This is a genomic window from Pantoea sp. Fr-CA_6 (assembly GCF_024520895.1).
GTDB lineage: Bacteria > Pseudomonadota > Gammaproteobacteria > Enterobacterales > Enterobacteriaceae > Pantoea > Pantoea agglomerans.
Window position 1 is genome coordinate 46,408 of the sequence record NZ_JALNPO010000013.1, and the last position, 16,283, is coordinate 62,690.

Sequence of the window (16,283 nt, forward strand, 5' to 3'; positions counted from 1 at the left end):
CCTGCCCCCAGGATTAAATACAAAACTCAGTTAGTAATGTCGGATCCTTCACTCTCAGAATTACCCTTTCTCCAGCTCGCTGCAAATTCAGACGGCGTCTGGTAATTCAGCGTGGAGTGCGGGCGACATTCGTTATAATCCTGACGCCATTCGCTGATGGTTTTCCTGGCATGACTGACGTCGCTGAACCCGTGTTCATTCAGGCATTCATCGCGAAAGCGTCCGTTAAAACTCTCAATAAATCCGTTCTGTGTCGGCTTGCCGGGCTGGATAAGTCGCAGCTCCACTCCATGCTCAAAGGCCCACTGATCGAGCGCGCGGCAGGTAAACTCCGGGCCCTGATCGGTTCTTATCGTAGCCGGATAGCCGCGAAACAGCGCAATGCTGTCCAGAATACGCGTGACCTGCACGCCTGAAATCCCGAAGGCAACAGTGACCGTCAGGCATTCCTTTGTGAAGTCATCGACGCAGGTAAGGCACTTGATCCTGCGACCAGTAGCCAGCGCATCCATGAAGAAATCCATCGACCAGGTCATGTTGGGCGCCGCCGGGCGGAGCAGCGGCAGACGTTCTGTTGCAAGCCCTTTACGACGACGTCTGCGTTTAACGCCCAGCCCGTTCAGATGATAAAGGCGGTACACGCGCTTGTGATTAACCAGAAGCCCTTCACGACGCAGTAACTGCCATATGCGGCGGTAGCTAAAACGCCTGCGCTCCAGTGCCAGTTCAGTAATGCGCCCTGATAAATGGGCATCAGCCGCCGGACGCTGAGCGTCATAGCGGCAGGTCGACAGGGACAAACCTGTGAGTCTGCAGGCACGACGTTGCGACAGACCGGTCGCATCACACATCAACACCACGACTTCGCGCTTCTGGTCTGTCGTCAGTACTTTCGCCCAGGAGCCACCTGAAGCGCCTCCTTATCCAGCATGGCCTCGGCGAGCAGCTTCCTGAGTCTGGCGTTCTCTTCCTCAAGTGACTTCAGGCGCTTAACCTCAGGCACCTCCATGCCGCCATACTTCTTACGCCAGGTATAAAACGTGGCGTCGGAAATGGCGTGCTTACGGCAGAGTTCCCGGGCAGAAACTCCGGCTTCAGCCTCGCGGAGAATACTGATGATCTGTTCGTCGGAAAAACGCTTCTTCATGGGGATGTCCTCATGTGGCTTATGAAGACATTACTAACATCGCGGTGTATTAATCAACGGGGAGCAGGTCAAGGGAAGTAAAGAGGTTTAGTACCCAATTCACTACCCAATGGAAGCAGGACGCTGTTGGATTCAAGTGGACACACTTGTAAGATATTCAGGAGTTAAACGCCCGTTTTTCAGGGCGTTATAGAATATATTTACGGTTAAGGATTTTACTCGATATTCTGAATCTGCTCGCGCATCTGCTCAATCAGCACCTTCAGTTCAATGGCTGACGTAGTGATTTCGGCGTTGATCGACTTCGAAGCCAGCGTGTTCGACTCACGATTGAACTCCTGCATCATAAAGTCGAGACGGCGGCCAACTGCTTCTTTCTTTTTCAGGATGTTGTAAGTCTCTTTAACGTGCGCATCCAGACGATCCAGCTCTTCAGAAACGTCAACACGCTGCGCCATCATCACTAGTTCCTGCTCAAGGCGATTGTTTTCCAGCTGGACTTCAGCATCTTCCAGTTTGGCGACCAGCCGCTCACGCTGCCATTTGATCACCTCAGGCATCTGCGCGCGCACTTTGCTGACTTCCTGCGAGACGCCTTCCAGACGCTGCTCAATCATCGCTTTCAGGGCGGTACCTTCGCTTTCACGTGCCGCAATAAAGTCATCAAGCGCACCATCCAGTGCCTGCAACAACTGGGTGTTGATGGCATCCAGATCCTGTTCCTGCGCAGACATCACACCTGGCCAGCGCAGAATATCCAGCGGATTAATTGCGCCTTCGTCGCTCTGCATTTTTACCCAGTTGGCAGCCTGCACCAGCTGTTTCGCCAGCGTTTCGTTGAGCATCAGTTCGCCCTGCGCGCTGGGATCGGCATCATAACGAAGGTTGCACTCAATTTTACCGCGCGTCAGACGCTGGCGAATGCGCTCGCGGATAACCGGCTCCAGCCCACGAAACTGTTCCGGCAGGCGGATGTAGGTTTCCAGATAACGCTGGTTCACGGAACGCAGCTCCCAGGCGGCGCTGCCCCATTCGCCTTTGGCTTCGCTGCGGGCATAAGCGGTCATACTGCGGATCATAAGCGGTACTCAATTTGCGGATAGATGGGTGAAGTATAGCGAGGCGAGCCACGGCATAACAGGCATAAGCGTCGCACAGGAAAATAACGAACCATTTCCGCTTTCAGCGACAGCCACTTATGATGGCCGTTGACCCTTTGTGAGGATGACTGATCTATGTCTCGCGTTATTGCCCTTCCTGTTGTGATGGCTCTGCTGCTGGCAGGTTGCCAGGCACGCCACTCGCCGCCCACTAAACCGCAACCCATCTGTGCGGGTGGCGACATGATGATGCAGACCACGTTGTGGTTTGGACTGAGCAAGCCTGATGGCGGCAGGGTGAGTTCACTCGACTGGATGAACTTCGTGGATAATGAGGTCACGCCACGGTTTAAAGCGGGCCTGTCGGTCTATGATGCCAAAGGGCAATGGCTGGGCGAGAACGGTCAGCTGGCACGGGAGAACAGTAAGGCGTTGATGCTGATCCACGGGATCGACCCCGCCACCAACGTTGATATTGAGGCGTTACGCAGCCTCTATAAAAAACGGTTTGGTCAGGAGTCGGTTATGCGGGTGGATGCACCCGTCTGCGTCGGATTCTAAGGCGAAAGCGGGCGGCAGAACTGCCGCCCGTTGAATAATCAGATAAACAGACCAGCAAAGGCTGCGGAGAGCAGACTGACCAGCGTGGAGCCATAGACCAGCTTCCAGCCAAAACGGGAAACCACATTTCCCTGTTTCTCATTCAGGCCTTTTATTGCGCCTGCCACAATGCCGATAGAGGCAAAGTTAGCGAACGAGACCAGGAACACCGACAGAATACCCAGTCCACGCGCACTCATGCCCGCCGCGACTTTCTGCAGTTCAATCATCGCCACAAACTCATTCGCCACCAGTTTGGTTGCCATGATGCTGGCCGCCTGCAGGGCATCGGCTTTGGGAATGCCAATCAGCCAGGCCAGAGGATAGAACAGGTAGCCGAGCAGTTGCTGGAAGCTGTAGCCGAACACCGCCGCAAACAGCGCGTTGACGGCAGCAATCAGGGCAATAAAGCCAATCAGCATGGCCAGAATAATCATCGCGACTTTGAAGCCTGCCAGGATGTACTCACCCAGCATCTCAAAGAAGCTCTGCTCTTCATGCAGTTTATCCAGCGCGATAGGCTGCTCATCCTGGCTTTTCATCGGGTTGATGATCGACAGGATAATAAAGGTGCTGAACATGTTAAGCAGCAGTGCCGCAACCACATATTTCGGTTCGATCATCGACATATACGCACCGACAATCGACAGCGAAACGGTAGACATCGCGGTCGCCGCCATGGTGTAGAGCCGGCGCGGCGGGATATCACCCAGAATCCCTTTATAAGCGATGAAGTTTTCCGACTGCCCAAGAATCAGCGTGCTGACGGCGTTGAACGACTCCAGCTTGCCCATGCCGTTAATCTTCGACAGCAGCGTCCCGAAAATACGGATCAGCAGCGGCAGGATGCGCCAGTGCTGCAATATGCCGATCAGTGCCGAAATAAAGACAATCGGGCAGAGCACGCCAAGGAAGATAAATGCCAGCCCCTGTTTGCTCATTCCGCCAAACACGAACTCCGTGCCTTGTGCGGCAAAACCCAGCAGCGTTTCAAAGAAACCGGCGAACGAACCGACCAGCGCCAGACCCCCGGCAGAGTGAAGGAAGAACCAACCCAGCGCGGCTTCCACCACAATCAGTTGAACAATAAAGCGCAGACGAATCTGTTTACGGTCATGACTGACCAGCAGCGCAAGGGCAAAAATCACCACCAGCGCCAGCAGGAAATGAAGAATGGCGGCCATATGTCTTTTTTATCAGAGAGAAAGGAACGCGCATTTAGCCACAGCTGGCGGGGAATTTCATCTGATGCCTGCGTCAGACCAGCGCAAGAGACAGCGGACAAGGAAGTCCGTATAATGCGCAGCCAATCATTAGCAAGCCGGAGAATACCCATGCGTCCAGCAGGCCGTAGCGCACAACAGGTGCGTCCAGTCACATTGACCCGCAATTACACCAAACACGCAGAGGGTTCCGTTCTGGTGGAATTCGGCGAAACGAAAGTGCTTTGCACTGCCTCGGTAGACGAAGGGGTTCCGCGTTTCCTCAAAGGCCAGGGCCAGGGTTGGGTAACGGCCGAATATGGCATGCTGCCGCGTTCGACCCACAGCCGTATGGCGCGTGAAGCCGCAAAAGGCAAGCAGGGCGGCCGTACGCTGGAGATTCAGCGTCTGATCGCCCGTTCACTGCGCGCCGCGGTTGATCTTAAAGCGCTGGGTGAATTTACTATTACGCTCGACTGTGACGTGATCCAGGCCGATGGCGGCACTCGCACCGCATCAATCACCGGAGCCTGTGTGGCGCTGGCTGATGCGCTGAACAAGCTGGTGGCCAGCGGCAAACTGAAAGCGAACCCGATGAAGGGCATGGTCGCGGCGATTTCAGTGGGCATCGTCAAAGGCGAAGCGCTGTGCGATCTGGAGTATGTTGAAGACTCAGCCGCAGAAACCGATATGAACGTCGTGATGCTGGAAGATGGCCGCATGATCGAGGTGCAGGGCACTGCCGAAGGCGAACCGTTCAGCCATGAAGAGTTGCTGACGCTACTGGCGCTGGCACGCGGCGGAATTGAGGAATTAATTCAGGCGCAGAAAGCAGCGCTGGAAAATTGATGTAACAGGCGACCTCAGAGTCGCCTTTTCTTTATTTGAGGAGTGAGAAATGAAAGCCTGGCAGCGTCAGTTTATTGAATTTGCCCTGAACAAGCAGGTGCTGAAGTTCGGTGAGTTCACTTTGAAGTCCGGGCGTAAAAGCCCCTATTTCTTTAATGCTGGTCTGTTTAACAGCGGACGGGATTTAGCGCTGCTGGGACGCTTCTACGCGCAGGCGCTGGTGGATGGCGCTGTTGATTTTGATCTGCTGTTCGGCCCGGCCTATAAAGGCATTCCGATTGCCACCACCACGGCGGTGGCGCTGGCGGATCATCATGACCGCGATGTGCCTTACTGCTTTAACCGTAAAGAAGCGAAAGATCACGGCGAAGGTGGCCTGCTGGTTGGCAGTCCGCTGCAGGGCAAAGTGATGCTGGTGGACGATGTGATCACCGCAGGCACCGCGATTCGTGAGTCGATGGATATTATCGGTGCGCACAACGCCACTCTGGCAGGCGTGCTGGTCTCGCTTGATCGTCAGGAGCGTGGACGCGGAGAAATGTCGGCGATTCAGGAAGTGGAACATGATTACGGCTGCAAAGTGACCGCGATTATAACGCTGGCAGACCTGATTGCCTGGCTGGAAGAGAAGCCTGAGATGGCCGATCATCTGGCCCAGGTACGTGCCTATCAGAAAGCGTACGGGATTTAACAGAGGCGGGCGCAATGCCCGCCTTCTTTTACGCTTTACGCCAGCTGGGCGGCAATCAGCGGCCAGCGAGCCTCAAAGTCTGCGGTAGGACTGAAACGAAATTCAGAACGAACATACCGTGACAGTAAACCCTCACAGAAAGCCAGCAACTGACTTGCCAGCAGCGCCTCATCAGCCTGAAAGGCTTCGCCCTCGCGCATTTTCCGTTCCCGCATCACCTGTCGCAGCTGCACTTCAATCCGCTCAAACAGCTGATTGATGCGTCCCTGCAGTCGGTCCTGCTCAAACATCAATGCATGGCCGGTCAGAATGCGCGTCAGTCCCGGATTACGCTCACCAAATCCCAGAATCAGTTGCACGATCAGACGCAGACGCGTCATGGTCTCTTTTTCATCCTTGAGGATCAGATTGATGCGGGTAATCAGACTGTCTTCGATAAACTCAATCAGGCTATCGAACATTCGTGTCTTACTCGGGAAGTGACGATACAGCGCCGCTTCGGAAACGCCCACCGTGGCTGCCAGTTTGGCTGTGGTAATGCGCTGGCTGCCATCACCCGACTCCAGCATCTGCGCCAGCGCCTGCAAAATCTCTTCGCGACGATTCCGCTTCGCGACTTTTTTTTCTGCCATGACCTTAAAGACCCCTGAAATTCACCTAAAAACAGGCAACACCTACGCATCTGCCACAGGAACGCGTCCTGTGGCGATGAGGAAAAAATAACGGGCGTAAGTGAAAGTCGGTAATGCGGGTTACTGGCGACCGGAGTGGCCGAAGCCGCCTTCGCCGCGCAGGCTGGCGTCGAAATCTTCGACCAGGTTAAATTCCGCCTGCACCACCGGTACAAAGACCAGTTGTGCCATGCGATCGCCGGGCTGCAGCGAGAAGCTTTCCTGGCCGCGATTCCAGACCGAGACCATCAGCTGTCCCTGATAGTCGGAGTCAATCAGACCCACCAGGTTGCCCAGCACGATGCCATGTTTATGGCCAAGGCCTGAGCGCGGCAGGATCACAGCGGCCAGATCGGGGTCGGCAATATGAATTGCCAGGCCGGTCGGAACCAGCGTTGTGGTGCCTGGTGCGATGTCGAGAACATCATCAATGCAGGCGCGTAAATCTAACCCAGCGGAACCTGAAGTCGCGTAGGTCGGCAGTGGAAACTCTTTGCCGACGCGCGGATCCAGGATTTTAACGTCTATTTTTTTCATCATAACGGCTGACAATCTCGTCTATTAATTGTTGGCCAAGGAGAGACTTATCGCTGAGCGGTAAGCGTTTTTCTCCATCCTGCCAAAAAAGGTGAAGAGCATTGGTGTCGCTATTAAACCCCTGTCCGGCTTTAGCGACGTCGTTAGCGCAGATCAGATCCAGATTCTTGCGCACCCGTTTTTGCCGGGCGTATTCTTCCACATTCTGTGTTTCAGCAGCAAATCCAACGACGAATGGCCGGTTTTCCTGAAGTGCAGCGACGCCGGCAACAATATCGGGATTCTTTACCAGGTTCAGCGTGACGTTATCATCGCCGCCCTGTTTCTTGATTTTATCGGCCGCAATATCGGCTGCCCGGTAGTCTGCCACGGCTGCGCTTGCAATGAAAATATGTTGTTTATCTATCTCACTCATGACGGCGGCCTGCATCTCCAGCGCGCTGGTCACATCAATTCGCCGCACACCCGCTGGCGCAGACAGGTTGACCGGGCCGCTGACCAGCGTGACCTGTGCACCGCGTCTGGCGGCGGCGGCGGCAATAGCAAAGCCCATTTTGCCGGAGCTGTGGTTAGTGATGTAGCGCACCGGGTCCAGCGCCTCACGGGTAGGACCGGCGGTAATCATAATGTTGAGATGTTGCAGATCGTTGACGGGCGTAGCCCACTGCACCGCATGGTCAACAATCACCAGCGGGTCGAGCATCCGGCCCGGCCCGACATCGCCGCAGGCCTGGCTGCCGCTGTCCGGTCCCCAAATCAGCACGCCACGCGCCTGCAGGCTCTGCAGGTTATGCTGGGTCACCGCCGCACGATACATCTGCTGATTCATAGCGGGCACCACTGCCACGGGTGAGGCCGTCGCTAACACGGCGGTCGTCACCAGATCGTTTGCCATACCGGCAGTAATACGGGCAATCAGGTCAGCAGTGGCCGGTGCCAGCACAATAAGGTCGGCCCATTTTGCCAGTTCAATATGACCCATCGCTGCCTCCGCTGCCGGATCAAGCAGATCGTCAAATACCGGATAGCCGGAGACAGCCTGCAGGCTGAGCGGAGTAATAAATGCTTTCGCCCCCTCTGTCATCATCACGCGGACATCAGCACCGCGATCGCGCAGGCGGCGCACCAGCTCAGGTGCTTTATAAGCAGCAATACCGCCGCTCACGCCAAGAAGAATTTTTTTGCCGGCTAATCCCATCATGATGTTGGCCTCACTAAGCTCTCTGCCGCTCGCGGCGGCGAATGCACGGACTTTATCACAAAAGCGTGGATGCGCCTTTTCACTGACTGCGTTTGCGAGCCGTCTCGTAGATTGCAGCTTCACTGATAGCTGCACTCTTCATGATGGGCCATGCTGAGGCTCATCTCAGGGAGAGCGGACATGAAAATAAAGGGACCACGGGAAAAACTCCGGAAGCTGGGTGCGCATGCCCTCAGCGATACCGAACTACTGGCCATTTTTCTCCGTACCGGATCGCCTGGACAGAACGTCCTGGAGCTGGCCGGACAGATGCTGGACGGTTTTGGCTCGCTTTATCAGCTCATGACGTCAGACAAAGCGGCATTCGGTGAAATCAAAGGGGTCGGCGATGCCAAGCTGGCACAACTTCATGCGATTGCCGAACTGGCGAAGCGTTTTTTCGCCAGTAAGCTGGCCCGCGAAAGCGCAATGGAAAATCCACAAATTACGCGCCAGTATCTGCAAAGTCTGTTAGCCCATCAGGAGCGAGAGATCTTCATGGCACTGTTTCTGGATAATCAGCATCGGGTGCTGCGGGCACAAAATATGTTCTCTGGTTCCATTAACAGCGTGGAAGTTCACCCCCGCGAGATCGTCCGGGAAGCGCTGAAGCTCAATGCTGCCGCTCTGATACTGGCGCATAATCACCCGTCGGGCATGGCGGAGCCGAGCCGTGCAGACCGTGAAGTGACCCATAAAGTCAGCGAAGCCTGCCAGCTACTCGACATCCGTCTGCTCGATCATCTGGTGATTGGTCATGGCGAATATGTCTCCTTTGCCGAGCGGGGATGGCTCTGACAGGGGGAAATTTCACGCCAGGTGGCGGCTTTTTGCCCGATCATTCGGGATCTTTATCTGTTCGGGACTTGAGCACTTGGGCTGAGCGGCGTATACTACGCCACCTTTGAGAATCTCGGGTTTGGCGGTTAGGCCAGCTTAGCGGGTTCCATGGAATTCGCCTGGCGGGCTGCAAGCCTGACGAGGCGGCCCAAACCTAATTTTTAAAGCTCGAGCTGATTTGATTTTTGGAGATATTGACATGTCACGAGTCTGCCAGGTAACTGGAAAGCGTCCGGTGACGGGTAACAACCGTTCCCACGCAATGAACGCGACGAAACGCCGTTTCCTTCCGAACCTGCACTCACACCGTTTTTGGGTTGAGAGCGAGAAGCGCTTCGTTACTCTGCGTGTATCTGTTAAAGGTATGCGTATTATTGATAAAAAGGGCATTGATACGGTGTTAGCCGATATGCGTGCCCGTGGTGAGAAGTACTAAGGTACTAAGGAACTGAATCATGGCTAAAGGTATTCGTGAGAAGATCAAGCTGGTTTCCTCTGCTGGTACAGGTCACTTCTATACCACCACGAAGAACAAACGTACTAAACCAGAGAAGCTGGAACTGAAAAAGTTCGATCCGGTTGTACGTCAGCATGTGCTCTACAAAGAAGCTAAAATTAAGTAATTTTAGTGTTCTGCTAAAAACCCGGCTCCGGCCGGGTTTTTTGTTTGTGTAAAACGCTGAGGAGAGGGTATGCCAGAGTTGCCAGAGGTTGAAACCAGCCGTCGCGGTATCGAACCGCATTTGGTCGGTGAAACCATCCTTCACGCCGTGGTGCGTAATTCACGTTTGCGCTGGCCTGTTTCGCAGGAGATCCTGGCGCTGAGCGATCAGCCGGTGCTCAGTGTGCAGCGCCGGGCGAAATATCTGCTGCTGGAGCTGCCGCATGGCTGGATCATTATCCACCTTGGCATGTCCGGTAGCCTGCGCGTGCTGTCAGAAGAGCTGCCAGCGGCGAAGCATGACCATGTTGATCTGGTCATGAGCAACGGCAAAGTGCTGCGCTACACCGACCCGCGCCGCTTTGGTGCCTGGCTCTGGAGCAGCGATCTGGCGGGCAGCAGCGTGCTGGCACATCTCGGGCCGGAGCCGCTTAGCGAGGAGTTTGACGGCGCTTACCTGTTTGAGAAGTCACGCGGCAAGCGGACGCTCATCAAGCAGTGGCTGATGGATAACAAAGTGGTGGTGGGCGTGGGCAACATTTACGCCAGCGAGTCACTGTTTACCGCCGGGATCATTCCCGATCGTGCTGCCGGCAGTCTGTCGCAGGCCGAAGCGGAACTGCTGGTCAATACCATCAAAGCGGTGCTGTTACGCTCCATTGAGCAGGGCGGAACCACACTGCGTGACTTCTTACAGACCGACGGTAAACCCGGCTATTTTGCACAGCAGTTACAGGTTTATGGGCGGGCAGGCGAACCCTGCAGGGCATGCGGTACGCCGATTGTCAGCGGCAGACACGGGCAGCGCAGCACCTACTGGTGCCCGAACTGCCAGCATTAAGCCAGTTTAGCCAGCAATGCCTGATGCACCGGTGCGGGCAGGAAGGCGGTCACATCGCCGCCGTGACGCGCCACCTCTTTGACCAGCGAAGATGAGATAAACGAGAAGCCTTCAGACGGCATCAGGAAAACACTCTCCAGCGTTGGCAGCAGGTGACGATTCATCTGCGCCAGCTGCATTTCATATTCAAAGTCTGACACCGCACGCAAGCCACGAACCAGCACATTCGCCTGCTGGTCACGGGCGAAATTCGCCATCAGGTCGCTGAATCCGACCACCTCAACGTTGGGCAGATGGGCTATCACTTCACCAGCCAGCGCCACGCGCTCATCCAGGCTGAACATTGGTTTTTTGCTGGGGCTGGCGGCAACGGCCAGAATGACCTGATCAAACATCTGCGCTGCTCGCGTCACGATGTCGAGATGGCCGAGCGTCACAGGATCGAACGTTCCGGGATAGATGGCTTTCGTGATCATACTCGCCCTTTTGCCGAAGCATGATTCAGCGCCCAGAGGGCTGAATATTTATTGAAGGTATATTGCGCATTGACCACCGCCAGAATCCAGCCCTGCTTTCCGTCGAGAAAACCGGCACGCAGCAGCAGGGTTTTCATAAACGCGCCCAGCGTATGGCTGAACAGAGAAAACAGGCTGCAACGCTTACCGCGCCGATGGCGTTCCGTAGCCCAGGCTTCGGCATAAGCCAGCTGCTTGCGCTGAAAGGCGATTAAATCGCGGCAGGTCAGATGCTGCAGATCGCCGGGTAATGCCACCACTGGCGCGCCGTCACTCTGCAGTGATTCATGCACCAGATTGTCATTGTAGCGGAAGGTGCGTGGGTAGAGTCGCATGACGCGGTCAGGATACCAGCCGCTATGGCGCATAAAGCGGCCGAGAAACAGATTACTGCGGCCCAGGCTATAAACCGTACGGCTGGGTGGCGCGACCAGCACCTGCTCAATCGCGGCGCGCAGTTCAGGTGTCACGCGTTCATCCGCATCGATCATCAGAATCATGTCGCCGGTGGCATAGTGCTGCGCGCGCTGGCGCTGGATACCATAGCCCTGCCAGTCATCATTGAGGTAGACCTTCGCCCCAGCCTGCGTGGCGATCTCGACACTGTTGTCATGGCTGCCTGAGTCCAGCACGATAATTTCATCGGCCCAGCTGACCGAGGCCAGGCAGTCAGGCAGCAGTTCCGCTTCGTTTTTGGCGATCATCACCACGGAAAGACGTTGGCGTGCTGACATTAGTGGGCCCGTGGTGGCAGATGCGGTTCGAGTAACTGTAGCAGACGCTGTAGCGCACCCTGATTCTGGTGCAGCACGTCTACCGCATGACGTCCGTAATAACGGCGGTAATCATCATCCTGTAACAGGTTGGTGACCTCTTTTTCCAGCGAAATCACGTCGGTGACGGTGATCAGCCCCTGGCCTTCCTGCAACTTGCTGCAGATATCTTTGAAGTTCCAGATATGGGGTCCCATCAGAACCGGAAGCGCATGGGCAGCAGGCTCCAGCGGGTTGTGTCCACCCCGTTCAACCAGGCTGCCGCCGACAAAGGCCAGATCGGCAATGCCGTATAGCAGCATCAGTTCGCCCATTGAATCTCCGATGACCACCTGCGTTGAGCCAGACGGGATCTCGCCGCTGCTGCGCAGGATAAAACTGAAGCCGCGTTCCTGCGTGAGTTCACGGGCATCGTTAAAACGCTCGGGATGGCGGGGCACCAGAATCAGCAGCAAATCCGGAAACGTCTGCAGCAGGCGGCGATGAGCATCCAGCACAATGGCCTCTTCACCTTCGTGCGTGCTGGTGGCGATCCACACCGGACGGCGCGGCGCCCACTGACGACGCAGCGTCACCGCTCTGGCGGCCAGTTCTGGCGTCACGGAAATATCAAACTTCAGGCTGCCGGTAATCGTTAGTTGAGAACGTTTCAGGCCCAGGCTCAGGAAGCGGTCGCCATCTTCCGCATTCTGCGCCGCGATAAGCGTGATGCTCTGCAACAGCCGGCGCATGAATTTACCCAGCTTGCGGTAGCCTTTGGCCGATCGGGCCGAGAGGCGGGCATTGGCGATCACCAGCGGAATATTACGCTGGTGCAGAATGCGGATAATATTCGGCCATAGCTCGGTTTCCATGATGATCACCAGGCGTGGGTTGACCGTATCCAGAAAACGATTAATCGAACCCGGCAGATCATAAGGCAGATAGACGTGATGCACATCTTTGCCAAATGCAGATTGCGCGCGTTCAGAGCCGGTAGGCGTCATGGTGGTGACGGTAATCGGCAGGGTCGGGTAACGATGACGCAGAGCGCGCACCAGCGGGATCGCAGCCAGGGTTTCACCCACAGAGACCGAGTGCAGCACAATGCCGTCGGGCTTAACTTTGCCGATACAATAGCCATAGCGTTCTGCCCAGCGTTTGCGATAGGCAGGCGCTTTACGACCGCGCAGCCACAGGCGCAGCCAAATCAGTGGCTGAATTAAGTAGAGCAATGCGGTGTAAAAGGTCGTCATAGTTACCGTTACAGCAAATTCGCGTCTAAAAGCAGATTAAAATCAGATGGCGGCATGTTATCAGAAACCCCGCATGCACTCATCCCACATTGTCAGTTGCTGCTCAGGACCTGCTGATAAAGCGAAGTCAGCGCCTGCGCCAGCCGTTGTGGACCATAAGGTTCAATTTTGCGCCGCGCCGCGTCACCCATTCGTGAATCGACGGAAAGCGCCGGTAATGCATTAACAGCCTGATTTAACCCGTTGATATCCAACGCATCACAGACGAAGCCTTCCTGACCAGCGGTAATAAATTCTGCGCCACCGCAGCCAGTGCTGGTAATCACCGGTAAGCCGCAGGCCATCGCCTCCAGTACCACATTAGGAAAAGGATCGTAGAGGGTGGGCAGCAGCAGGCCATCAGCCGCGTGATAGAACGGCTGCACATCCTGCTGTACGCCGACAAAGCGCAGGCGGTCCAGACAGTTAAGCTGATTTGCCAGCTGCTGATACCGCTGCAGTTGCTTATCCTGACCCACCACAATCAGATAACGGTCGCTGGCAGCCAGCGCCTGTATCGCCGCTTTCAACCCCTTGCGTTCAAAGCCGGAGCCGACATAAATCAGTACGGTGGCCGCATCGGGCAGCGCCAGCTGCTGACGGGTGGCGCGACGTGCTGCTTCCGTGGCGGGCTGGAAACGGCTGGCGTCGATAGCATTATGAATAACGTGGATTTTCCCGGCGTCGAGCGAGAAACAGCGCAGGATATCGCGCTTTACCATCTCAGAATTACAGATCACCGCTTTCAGCGTCGGAGAGTTAAACATCTCCGCTTCCGCCTGCAGAACATAGCGATGATAAGGGCTGAGCACAGCACTCAGTCGTTGCCACGATGAGACGATGCGGGCGCGCTGTTCCAGCCAGACGCGATGAACACCATCACCCGCGCGAAAAATATCACAGCCCGCGATGCGCTCGTGGCTTTGCACAATATCGAACTTTTCGCGCTCCCAGCAGGCGCGTGCTGCACGGGCAAAACCGCGCTCACGGGATACCCGGCCCAGCTTTGCAGGATTACAGATATGCAGATGCCAGTCAGGATTGGGTGTGCCCTGCCAGCTGCGGGTAATGATGTTGAGATCGAGCTGCTCGCTGCCCAGCGCTTCCAGCGCGCGTGAGATAAAACGCTCGGCACCGCCATCCGGACGATATTTCTGCCGGACAATCGCCAGCCGTAACTTACTCATTCAGATAGCTCCTCGCTGCCGCGACCACATCCTTCACCGGAATGGCCGACAGATAACGCTGGTCTGTTTTGGTGTCGATGGAATCGGGTGAGGGCAGCGGGCCATAATCCCCCGCCCAGATGACATGATTATTGTCGCCCCATGGCCGCCAGTGCTGCAGCTTGGTCGGGCCAAACAGCGCAATACAGGGCGTTTCAAGTGCGGCGGCCATGTGCATTGGTGCAGAGTCGACACCAATAAACAGCCGGGCATGATCGATAAGCGCCGCCAGCTGCGGCAGAGTAAACTGACCGGCCAGCGAAACCACATCCGGCGATGCACACAGTGCCCGAATGCGGTTGATCATTGCCAGCTCCTGTTTGTCCGGCCCGGCGGTCAGCACCACTTTGCGGCCCGGCTGCGCCAGCTGATCGAGCGTGGCGGCAACACTCTCCTCTTCCCAGCATTTAAAGCCCCAGCGTGAGGTCGGCTGCACCACAATATAGGGCGCGGTGACCTGGTGTTCTGCCAGTCGGGTCAGCACAATTTGCTGGTCAGCGTCGCTGTAGTGCATTGAGACCCGTGCGCCGTCGCTGCTGATGCCGAGGGGTGCCAGCGCCGACATATTCTGCTCAACGGTATGCAGCTTGCTGTGATTGTGTGTGGAGACCAGCTGATTGTGACACCATCGCCACAGGACGTTATCACGTTTTTTATAGGCAAAACCGATGCGAACGGGTGCCGCAGAGAGCCGCGTAATCAGGGCAGCCCGCCACTGATCGGCCAGATTAATCACCAGATCATAATGTGCGTCACGTATGGCGCGAATTAATGCACGCTCATGGCCCAGCTTGCGCCAGGTGCCCTCCTGCTTCCATTTACGATCGATGACGTGCAAATGGCGGATAGCCGGATGCGCTTCCAGCATCGGACGCGTCTCCTGATAGAGCAACACGTCGATGCTGGCCTGCGGATAACGCTCATGAAGCGCATTGATGGCGGGCGTTGTGAGCAGCATGTCACCATGATGGCGCAGCTTAATCAGTAATATATTTTTTGGAGAGATGTTTGCTGGAGTCAGGCTGGCCATAAACAAGAGTTCTCAGAATTCAGTGAACCGATTGTAGGGCAAACCCTTTTTAGGATAAAGCCAGCCTCAAAGGTTATTTATCACGCCAGCGATAGAGCCGGGCCAGCCACAACAGCAACTGATACCACTGCTTAATTCCCCGGGCGTTGCGTAACATGCGCAGGTGTGTCCGGGTGGCGAACAGCTCGGCAATGATTGCCTGGCGTGCGCGGGCGTCAGGCTCACGTCTTACACTGTGGCAAACACTGAGCGCTTCATGGGTCACCTGATAGTGAAACGACGGGTAGATCTTCACGCGGTCACGATAGCGGTCATTGAGCTCTTCCAGCAGTCGCGCAATCTTCATGTAGTGACGCTGATACTCTACGTTGCGCTCGCCGGTACGTTTGCGATTGCTGATTGAGGCGTCGTGCATATAGTAGCGATAGAGTACCGCTTCGGTATAACGCACGCGTTTTGCCAGCAGCATAAACTCGGTGGTCCAGGGAATATCCTGATGATGCAGGCCGGGTTCAAACTGCAACTGATGCTGCTCAATCAGTTCCCGGCGATAGATGCCCAGCCAGACCACATGCATATAACGATGGGTTTTCAGCGCGGTATTCAGCCAGTCGGCACCGCTCAGTACCGGCGTGCTGCGCAGGCGATCCAGCGGAATCAGCGGCTTTACCCGCTGGCTGTGTTTGAAAAACCACTCGGCGTTGCACTGTGCCGCATCCAGATTATCTGCCTCCGCCAGTGTCACCAGCGTCTGATACATATCGGGTTGCATGGTGTCATCCGCATCAGGGAAGGTGACATATTTCCCGCGGGCAATCGCCAGCCCGGCGTTACGGGCGCGCGAGACGCCGCCATTTTCCTGATGAATCACACGAATGTAAGAATGCTGCTGTGCATACTGATCGGCGCGCTCGCCTGAGCCATCGGTTGAACCGTCATCGACGATAATGATCTCAAGCAGAGTCAGCGTCTGCGCCAGCAGTGACTGCATGAACTCATCAAACATGCTGCCCGCATTGTACATCGGGGTAATGATACTCAGCAGAGGAGAAGTACTCATGACAATATCTGCACCAGCATTGTATT

19 protein-coding genes are annotated in these 16,283 nt (G+C 55.8%); 7 read left to right on the top strand and 12 right to left on the bottom strand.

Translation table 11 applies throughout. From position 1 onward, the window contains the following. Positions 1 to 26: 26 nt before the first annotated feature. Positions 27 to 1,147 (bottom strand): IS3 family transposase gene (locus tag NR201_RS19040; protein WP_256850073.1). Its coding sequence is split into 2 segments (ribosomal slippage): positions 27 to 889 and positions 889 to 1,147, totalling 1,122 coding nucleotides; the frame shifts between segments, so codons are not numbered across the junction. A 215-nt stretch (positions 1,148 to 1,362) separates the two neighbouring features. Beyond that, positions 1,363 to 2,226 (bottom strand): YicC/YloC family endoribonuclease, encoded by an 864-nt coding sequence (locus tag NR201_RS19045; protein ID WP_010258384.1) that lies wholly within the window; start codon positions 2,224 to 2,226, stop codon positions 1,363 to 1,365. A 156-nt stretch (positions 2,227 to 2,382) separates the two neighbouring features. Between NR201_RS19045 and NR201_RS19050 the strand changes: the two genes are divergently transcribed. Continuing rightward, positions 2,383 to 2,808: a DUF3574 domain-containing protein gene (locus NR201_RS19050; RefSeq protein ID WP_010672099.1), complete on the top strand. Its 426-nt coding sequence runs from the start codon at positions 2,383 to 2,385 to the stop codon at positions 2,806 to 2,808. A gap of 38 nt (positions 2,809 to 2,846) precedes the next feature. Here NR201_RS19050 and NR201_RS19055 read toward each other — a convergent pair whose 3' ends face one another. Then, positions 2,847 to 4,031: a NupC/NupG family nucleoside CNT transporter gene (locus NR201_RS19055; RefSeq protein ID WP_010672098.1), complete on the bottom strand. Its 1,185-nt coding sequence runs from the start codon at positions 4,029 to 4,031 to the stop codon at positions 2,847 to 2,849. A gap of 150 nt (positions 4,032 to 4,181) precedes the next feature. Here NR201_RS19055 and rph point away from each other — a divergent pair, with 150 nt between their 5' ends. Together rph and pyrE are read left to right on the top strand one after the other, a co-directional pair. Continuing rightward, the gene (rph, locus tag NR201_RS19060; protein ID WP_010258378.1) at positions 4,182 to 4,898 is read left to right on the top strand and encodes a ribonuclease PH; all 717 of its coding nucleotides are present in this window, start codon (positions 4,182 to 4,184) and stop codon (positions 4,896 to 4,898) included. Positions 4,899 to 4,947: 49 nt separating this feature from the next. Next, entirely contained in the window at positions 4,948 to 5,589 is a 642-nt protein-coding gene (gene pyrE / locus NR201_RS19065; RefSeq protein WP_256850074.1) for an orotate phosphoribosyltransferase, read from the top strand. A gap of 35 nt (positions 5,590 to 5,624) precedes the next feature. Here the strand turns inward: pyrE and slmA are convergent, their stop codons facing one another. The 3 genes from slmA to coaBC all read right to left on the bottom strand — a co-directional run bounded on the left by slmA (position 5,625) and on the right by coaBC (position 7,998). Continuing rightward, entirely contained in the window at positions 5,625 to 6,221 is a 597-nt protein-coding gene (gene slmA, locus NR201_RS19070; protein ID WP_010258372.1) for a nucleoid occlusion factor SlmA, read from the bottom strand. A gap of 120 nt (positions 6,222 to 6,341) precedes the next feature. Then, positions 6,342 to 6,800 (bottom strand): dUTP diphosphatase, encoded by a 459-nt coding sequence (dut, locus tag NR201_RS19075; RefSeq protein WP_022624903.1) that lies wholly within the window; start codon positions 6,798 to 6,800, stop codon positions 6,342 to 6,344. Next, positions 6,778 to 7,998, bottom strand: coding sequence for a bifunctional phosphopantothenoylcysteine decarboxylase/phosphopantothenate--cysteine ligase CoaBC (gene coaBC, locus NR201_RS19080; protein WP_029519510.1), 1,221 nt, complete (start codon positions 7,996 to 7,998; stop codon positions 6,778 to 6,780). The genes dut and coaBC overlap by 23 nt, the downstream gene beginning before the upstream one ends. 180 nt (positions 7,999 to 8,178) lie before the next feature. Here coaBC and radC point away from each other — a divergent pair, with 180 nt between their 5' ends. From radC to mutM, 4 genes are all read left to right on the top strand, one after another. Continuing rightward, positions 8,179 to 8,835, top strand: a complete 657-nt coding sequence (gene radC / locus NR201_RS19085; protein ID WP_010258361.1) for a DNA repair protein RadC — start codon at positions 8,179 to 8,181, stop codon at positions 8,833 to 8,835. 241 nt (positions 8,836 to 9,076) lie between these two features. Then, positions 9,077 to 9,313, top strand: coding sequence for a 50S ribosomal protein L28 (rpmB, locus tag NR201_RS19090; protein WP_006121249.1), 237 nt, complete (start codon positions 9,077 to 9,079; stop codon positions 9,311 to 9,313). A gap of 19 nt (positions 9,314 to 9,332) precedes the next feature. Beyond that, positions 9,333 to 9,500, top strand: coding sequence for a 50S ribosomal protein L33 (gene rpmG, locus NR201_RS19095; RefSeq protein ID WP_003024094.1), 168 nt, complete (start codon positions 9,333 to 9,335; stop codon positions 9,498 to 9,500). 69 nt (positions 9,501 to 9,569) lie between these two features. Then, on the top strand, positions 9,570 to 10,379 hold the full coding sequence (gene mutM / locus NR201_RS19100; protein WP_010672095.1) for a bifunctional DNA-formamidopyrimidine glycosylase/DNA-(apurinic or apyrimidinic site) lyase: 810 nt from the start codon (positions 9,570 to 9,572) through the stop codon (positions 10,377 to 10,379). Here the strand turns inward: mutM and coaD are convergent. The 6 genes from coaD to NR201_RS19130 all read right to left on the bottom strand — a co-directional run bounded on the left by coaD (position 10,376) and on the right by NR201_RS19130 (position 16,257). Further along, complete coding sequence (gene coaD / locus NR201_RS19105) at positions 10,376 to 10,855, bottom strand: pantetheine-phosphate adenylyltransferase (RefSeq protein WP_010258279.1); 480 nt, start codon at positions 10,853 to 10,855, stop codon at positions 10,376 to 10,378. The two genes, mutM and coaD, sit on opposite strands and share 4 nt — an antisense overlap. Continuing rightward, positions 10,852 to 11,628, bottom strand: a complete 777-nt coding sequence (locus tag NR201_RS19110) for a glycosyltransferase family 2 protein (RefSeq protein ID WP_163799710.1) — start codon at positions 11,626 to 11,628, stop codon at positions 10,852 to 10,854. Before NR201_RS19110 ends, coaD begins: the two co-directional genes overlap by 4 nt. Then, on the bottom strand, positions 11,628 to 12,902 hold the full coding sequence (gene waaA, locus NR201_RS19115) for a lipid IV(A) 3-deoxy-D-manno-octulosonic acid transferase (RefSeq protein ID WP_010672092.1): 1,275 nt from the start codon (positions 12,900 to 12,902) through the stop codon (positions 11,628 to 11,630). Before waaA ends, NR201_RS19110 begins: the two co-directional genes overlap by 1 nt. Before the next feature lie 92 nt (positions 12,903 to 12,994). Then, a complete protein-coding gene (locus NR201_RS19120) occupies positions 12,995 to 14,128 on the bottom strand; it encodes a glycosyltransferase family 4 protein (protein WP_010258274.1) in 1,134 nt (377 codons plus the stop codon). Next, a complete protein-coding gene (gene rfaQ, locus NR201_RS19125; protein WP_010672090.1) occupies positions 14,121 to 15,197 on the bottom strand; it encodes a putative lipopolysaccharide heptosyltransferase III in 1,077 nt (358 codons plus the stop codon). Before rfaQ ends, NR201_RS19120 begins: the two co-directional genes overlap by 8 nt. Positions 15,198 to 15,270: 73 nt before the next feature. Beyond that, entirely contained in the window at positions 15,271 to 16,257 is a 987-nt protein-coding gene (locus NR201_RS19130; protein WP_242462069.1) for a glycosyltransferase, read from the bottom strand. Positions 16,258 to 16,283: the final 26 nt, after the last annotated feature.

Coding starts and splice junctions, on each gene's coding strand:
- rpmG (WP_003024094.1), top strand. CDS start 9,333: ATGGCTAAAGGTATTCGTGAGAAGATCAAGCTGGTTTCCTCTGCTGGT.
- coaD (WP_010258279.1), bottom strand. CDS start 10,855: ATGATCACGAAAGCCATCTATCCCGGAACGTTCGATCCTGTGACGCTC.
- waaA (WP_010672092.1), bottom strand. CDS start 12,902: ATGACGACCTTTTACACCGCATTGCTCTACTTAATTCAGCCACTGATT.
- NR201_RS19110 (WP_163799710.1), bottom strand. CDS start 11,628: ATGTCAGCACGCCAACGTCTTTCCGTGGTGATGATCGCCAAAAACGAA.
- dut (WP_022624903.1), bottom strand. CDS start 6,800: ATGATGAAAAAAATAGACGTTAAAATCCTGGATCCGCGCGTCGGCAAA.
- NR201_RS19050 (WP_010672099.1), top strand. CDS start 2,383: ATGTCTCGCGTTATTGCCCTTCCTGTTGTGATGGCTCTGCTGCTGGCA.
- slmA (WP_010258372.1), bottom strand. CDS start 6,221: ATGGCAGAAAAAAAAGTCGCGAAGCGGAATCGTCGCGAAGAGATTTTG.
- pyrE (WP_256850074.1), top strand. CDS start 4,948: ATGAAAGCCTGGCAGCGTCAGTTTATTGAATTTGCCCTGAACAAGCAG.
- mutM (WP_010672095.1), top strand. CDS start 9,570: ATGCCAGAGTTGCCAGAGGTTGAAACCAGCCGTCGCGGTATCGAACCG.
- rph (WP_010258378.1), top strand. CDS start 4,182: ATGCGTCCAGCAGGCCGTAGCGCACAACAGGTGCGTCCAGTCACATTG.
- rpmB (WP_006121249.1), top strand. CDS start 9,077: ATGTCACGAGTCTGCCAGGTAACTGGAAAGCGTCCGGTGACGGGTAAC.
- rfaQ (WP_010672090.1), bottom strand. CDS start 15,197: ATGGCCAGCCTGACTCCAGCAAACATCTCTCCAAAAAATATATTACTG.
- NR201_RS19130 (WP_242462069.1), bottom strand. CDS start 16,257: ATGAGTACTTCTCCTCTGCTGAGTATCATTACCCCGATGTACAATGCG.
- radC (WP_010258361.1), top strand. CDS start 8,179: ATGAAAATAAAGGGACCACGGGAAAAACTCCGGAAGCTGGGTGCGCAT.
- NR201_RS19045 (WP_010258384.1), bottom strand. CDS start 2,226: ATGATCCGCAGTATGACCGCTTATGCCCGCAGCGAAGCCAAAGGCGAA.
- NR201_RS19120 (WP_010258274.1), bottom strand. CDS start 14,128: ATGAGTAAGTTACGGCTGGCGATTGTCCGGCAGAAATATCGTCCGGAT.
- NR201_RS19055 (WP_010672098.1), bottom strand. CDS start 4,031: ATGGCCGCCATTCTTCATTTCCTGCTGGCGCTGGTGGTGATTTTTGCC.
- coaBC (WP_029519510.1), bottom strand. CDS start 7,998: ATGATGGGATTAGCCGGCAAAAAAATTCTTCTTGGCGTGAGCGGCGGT.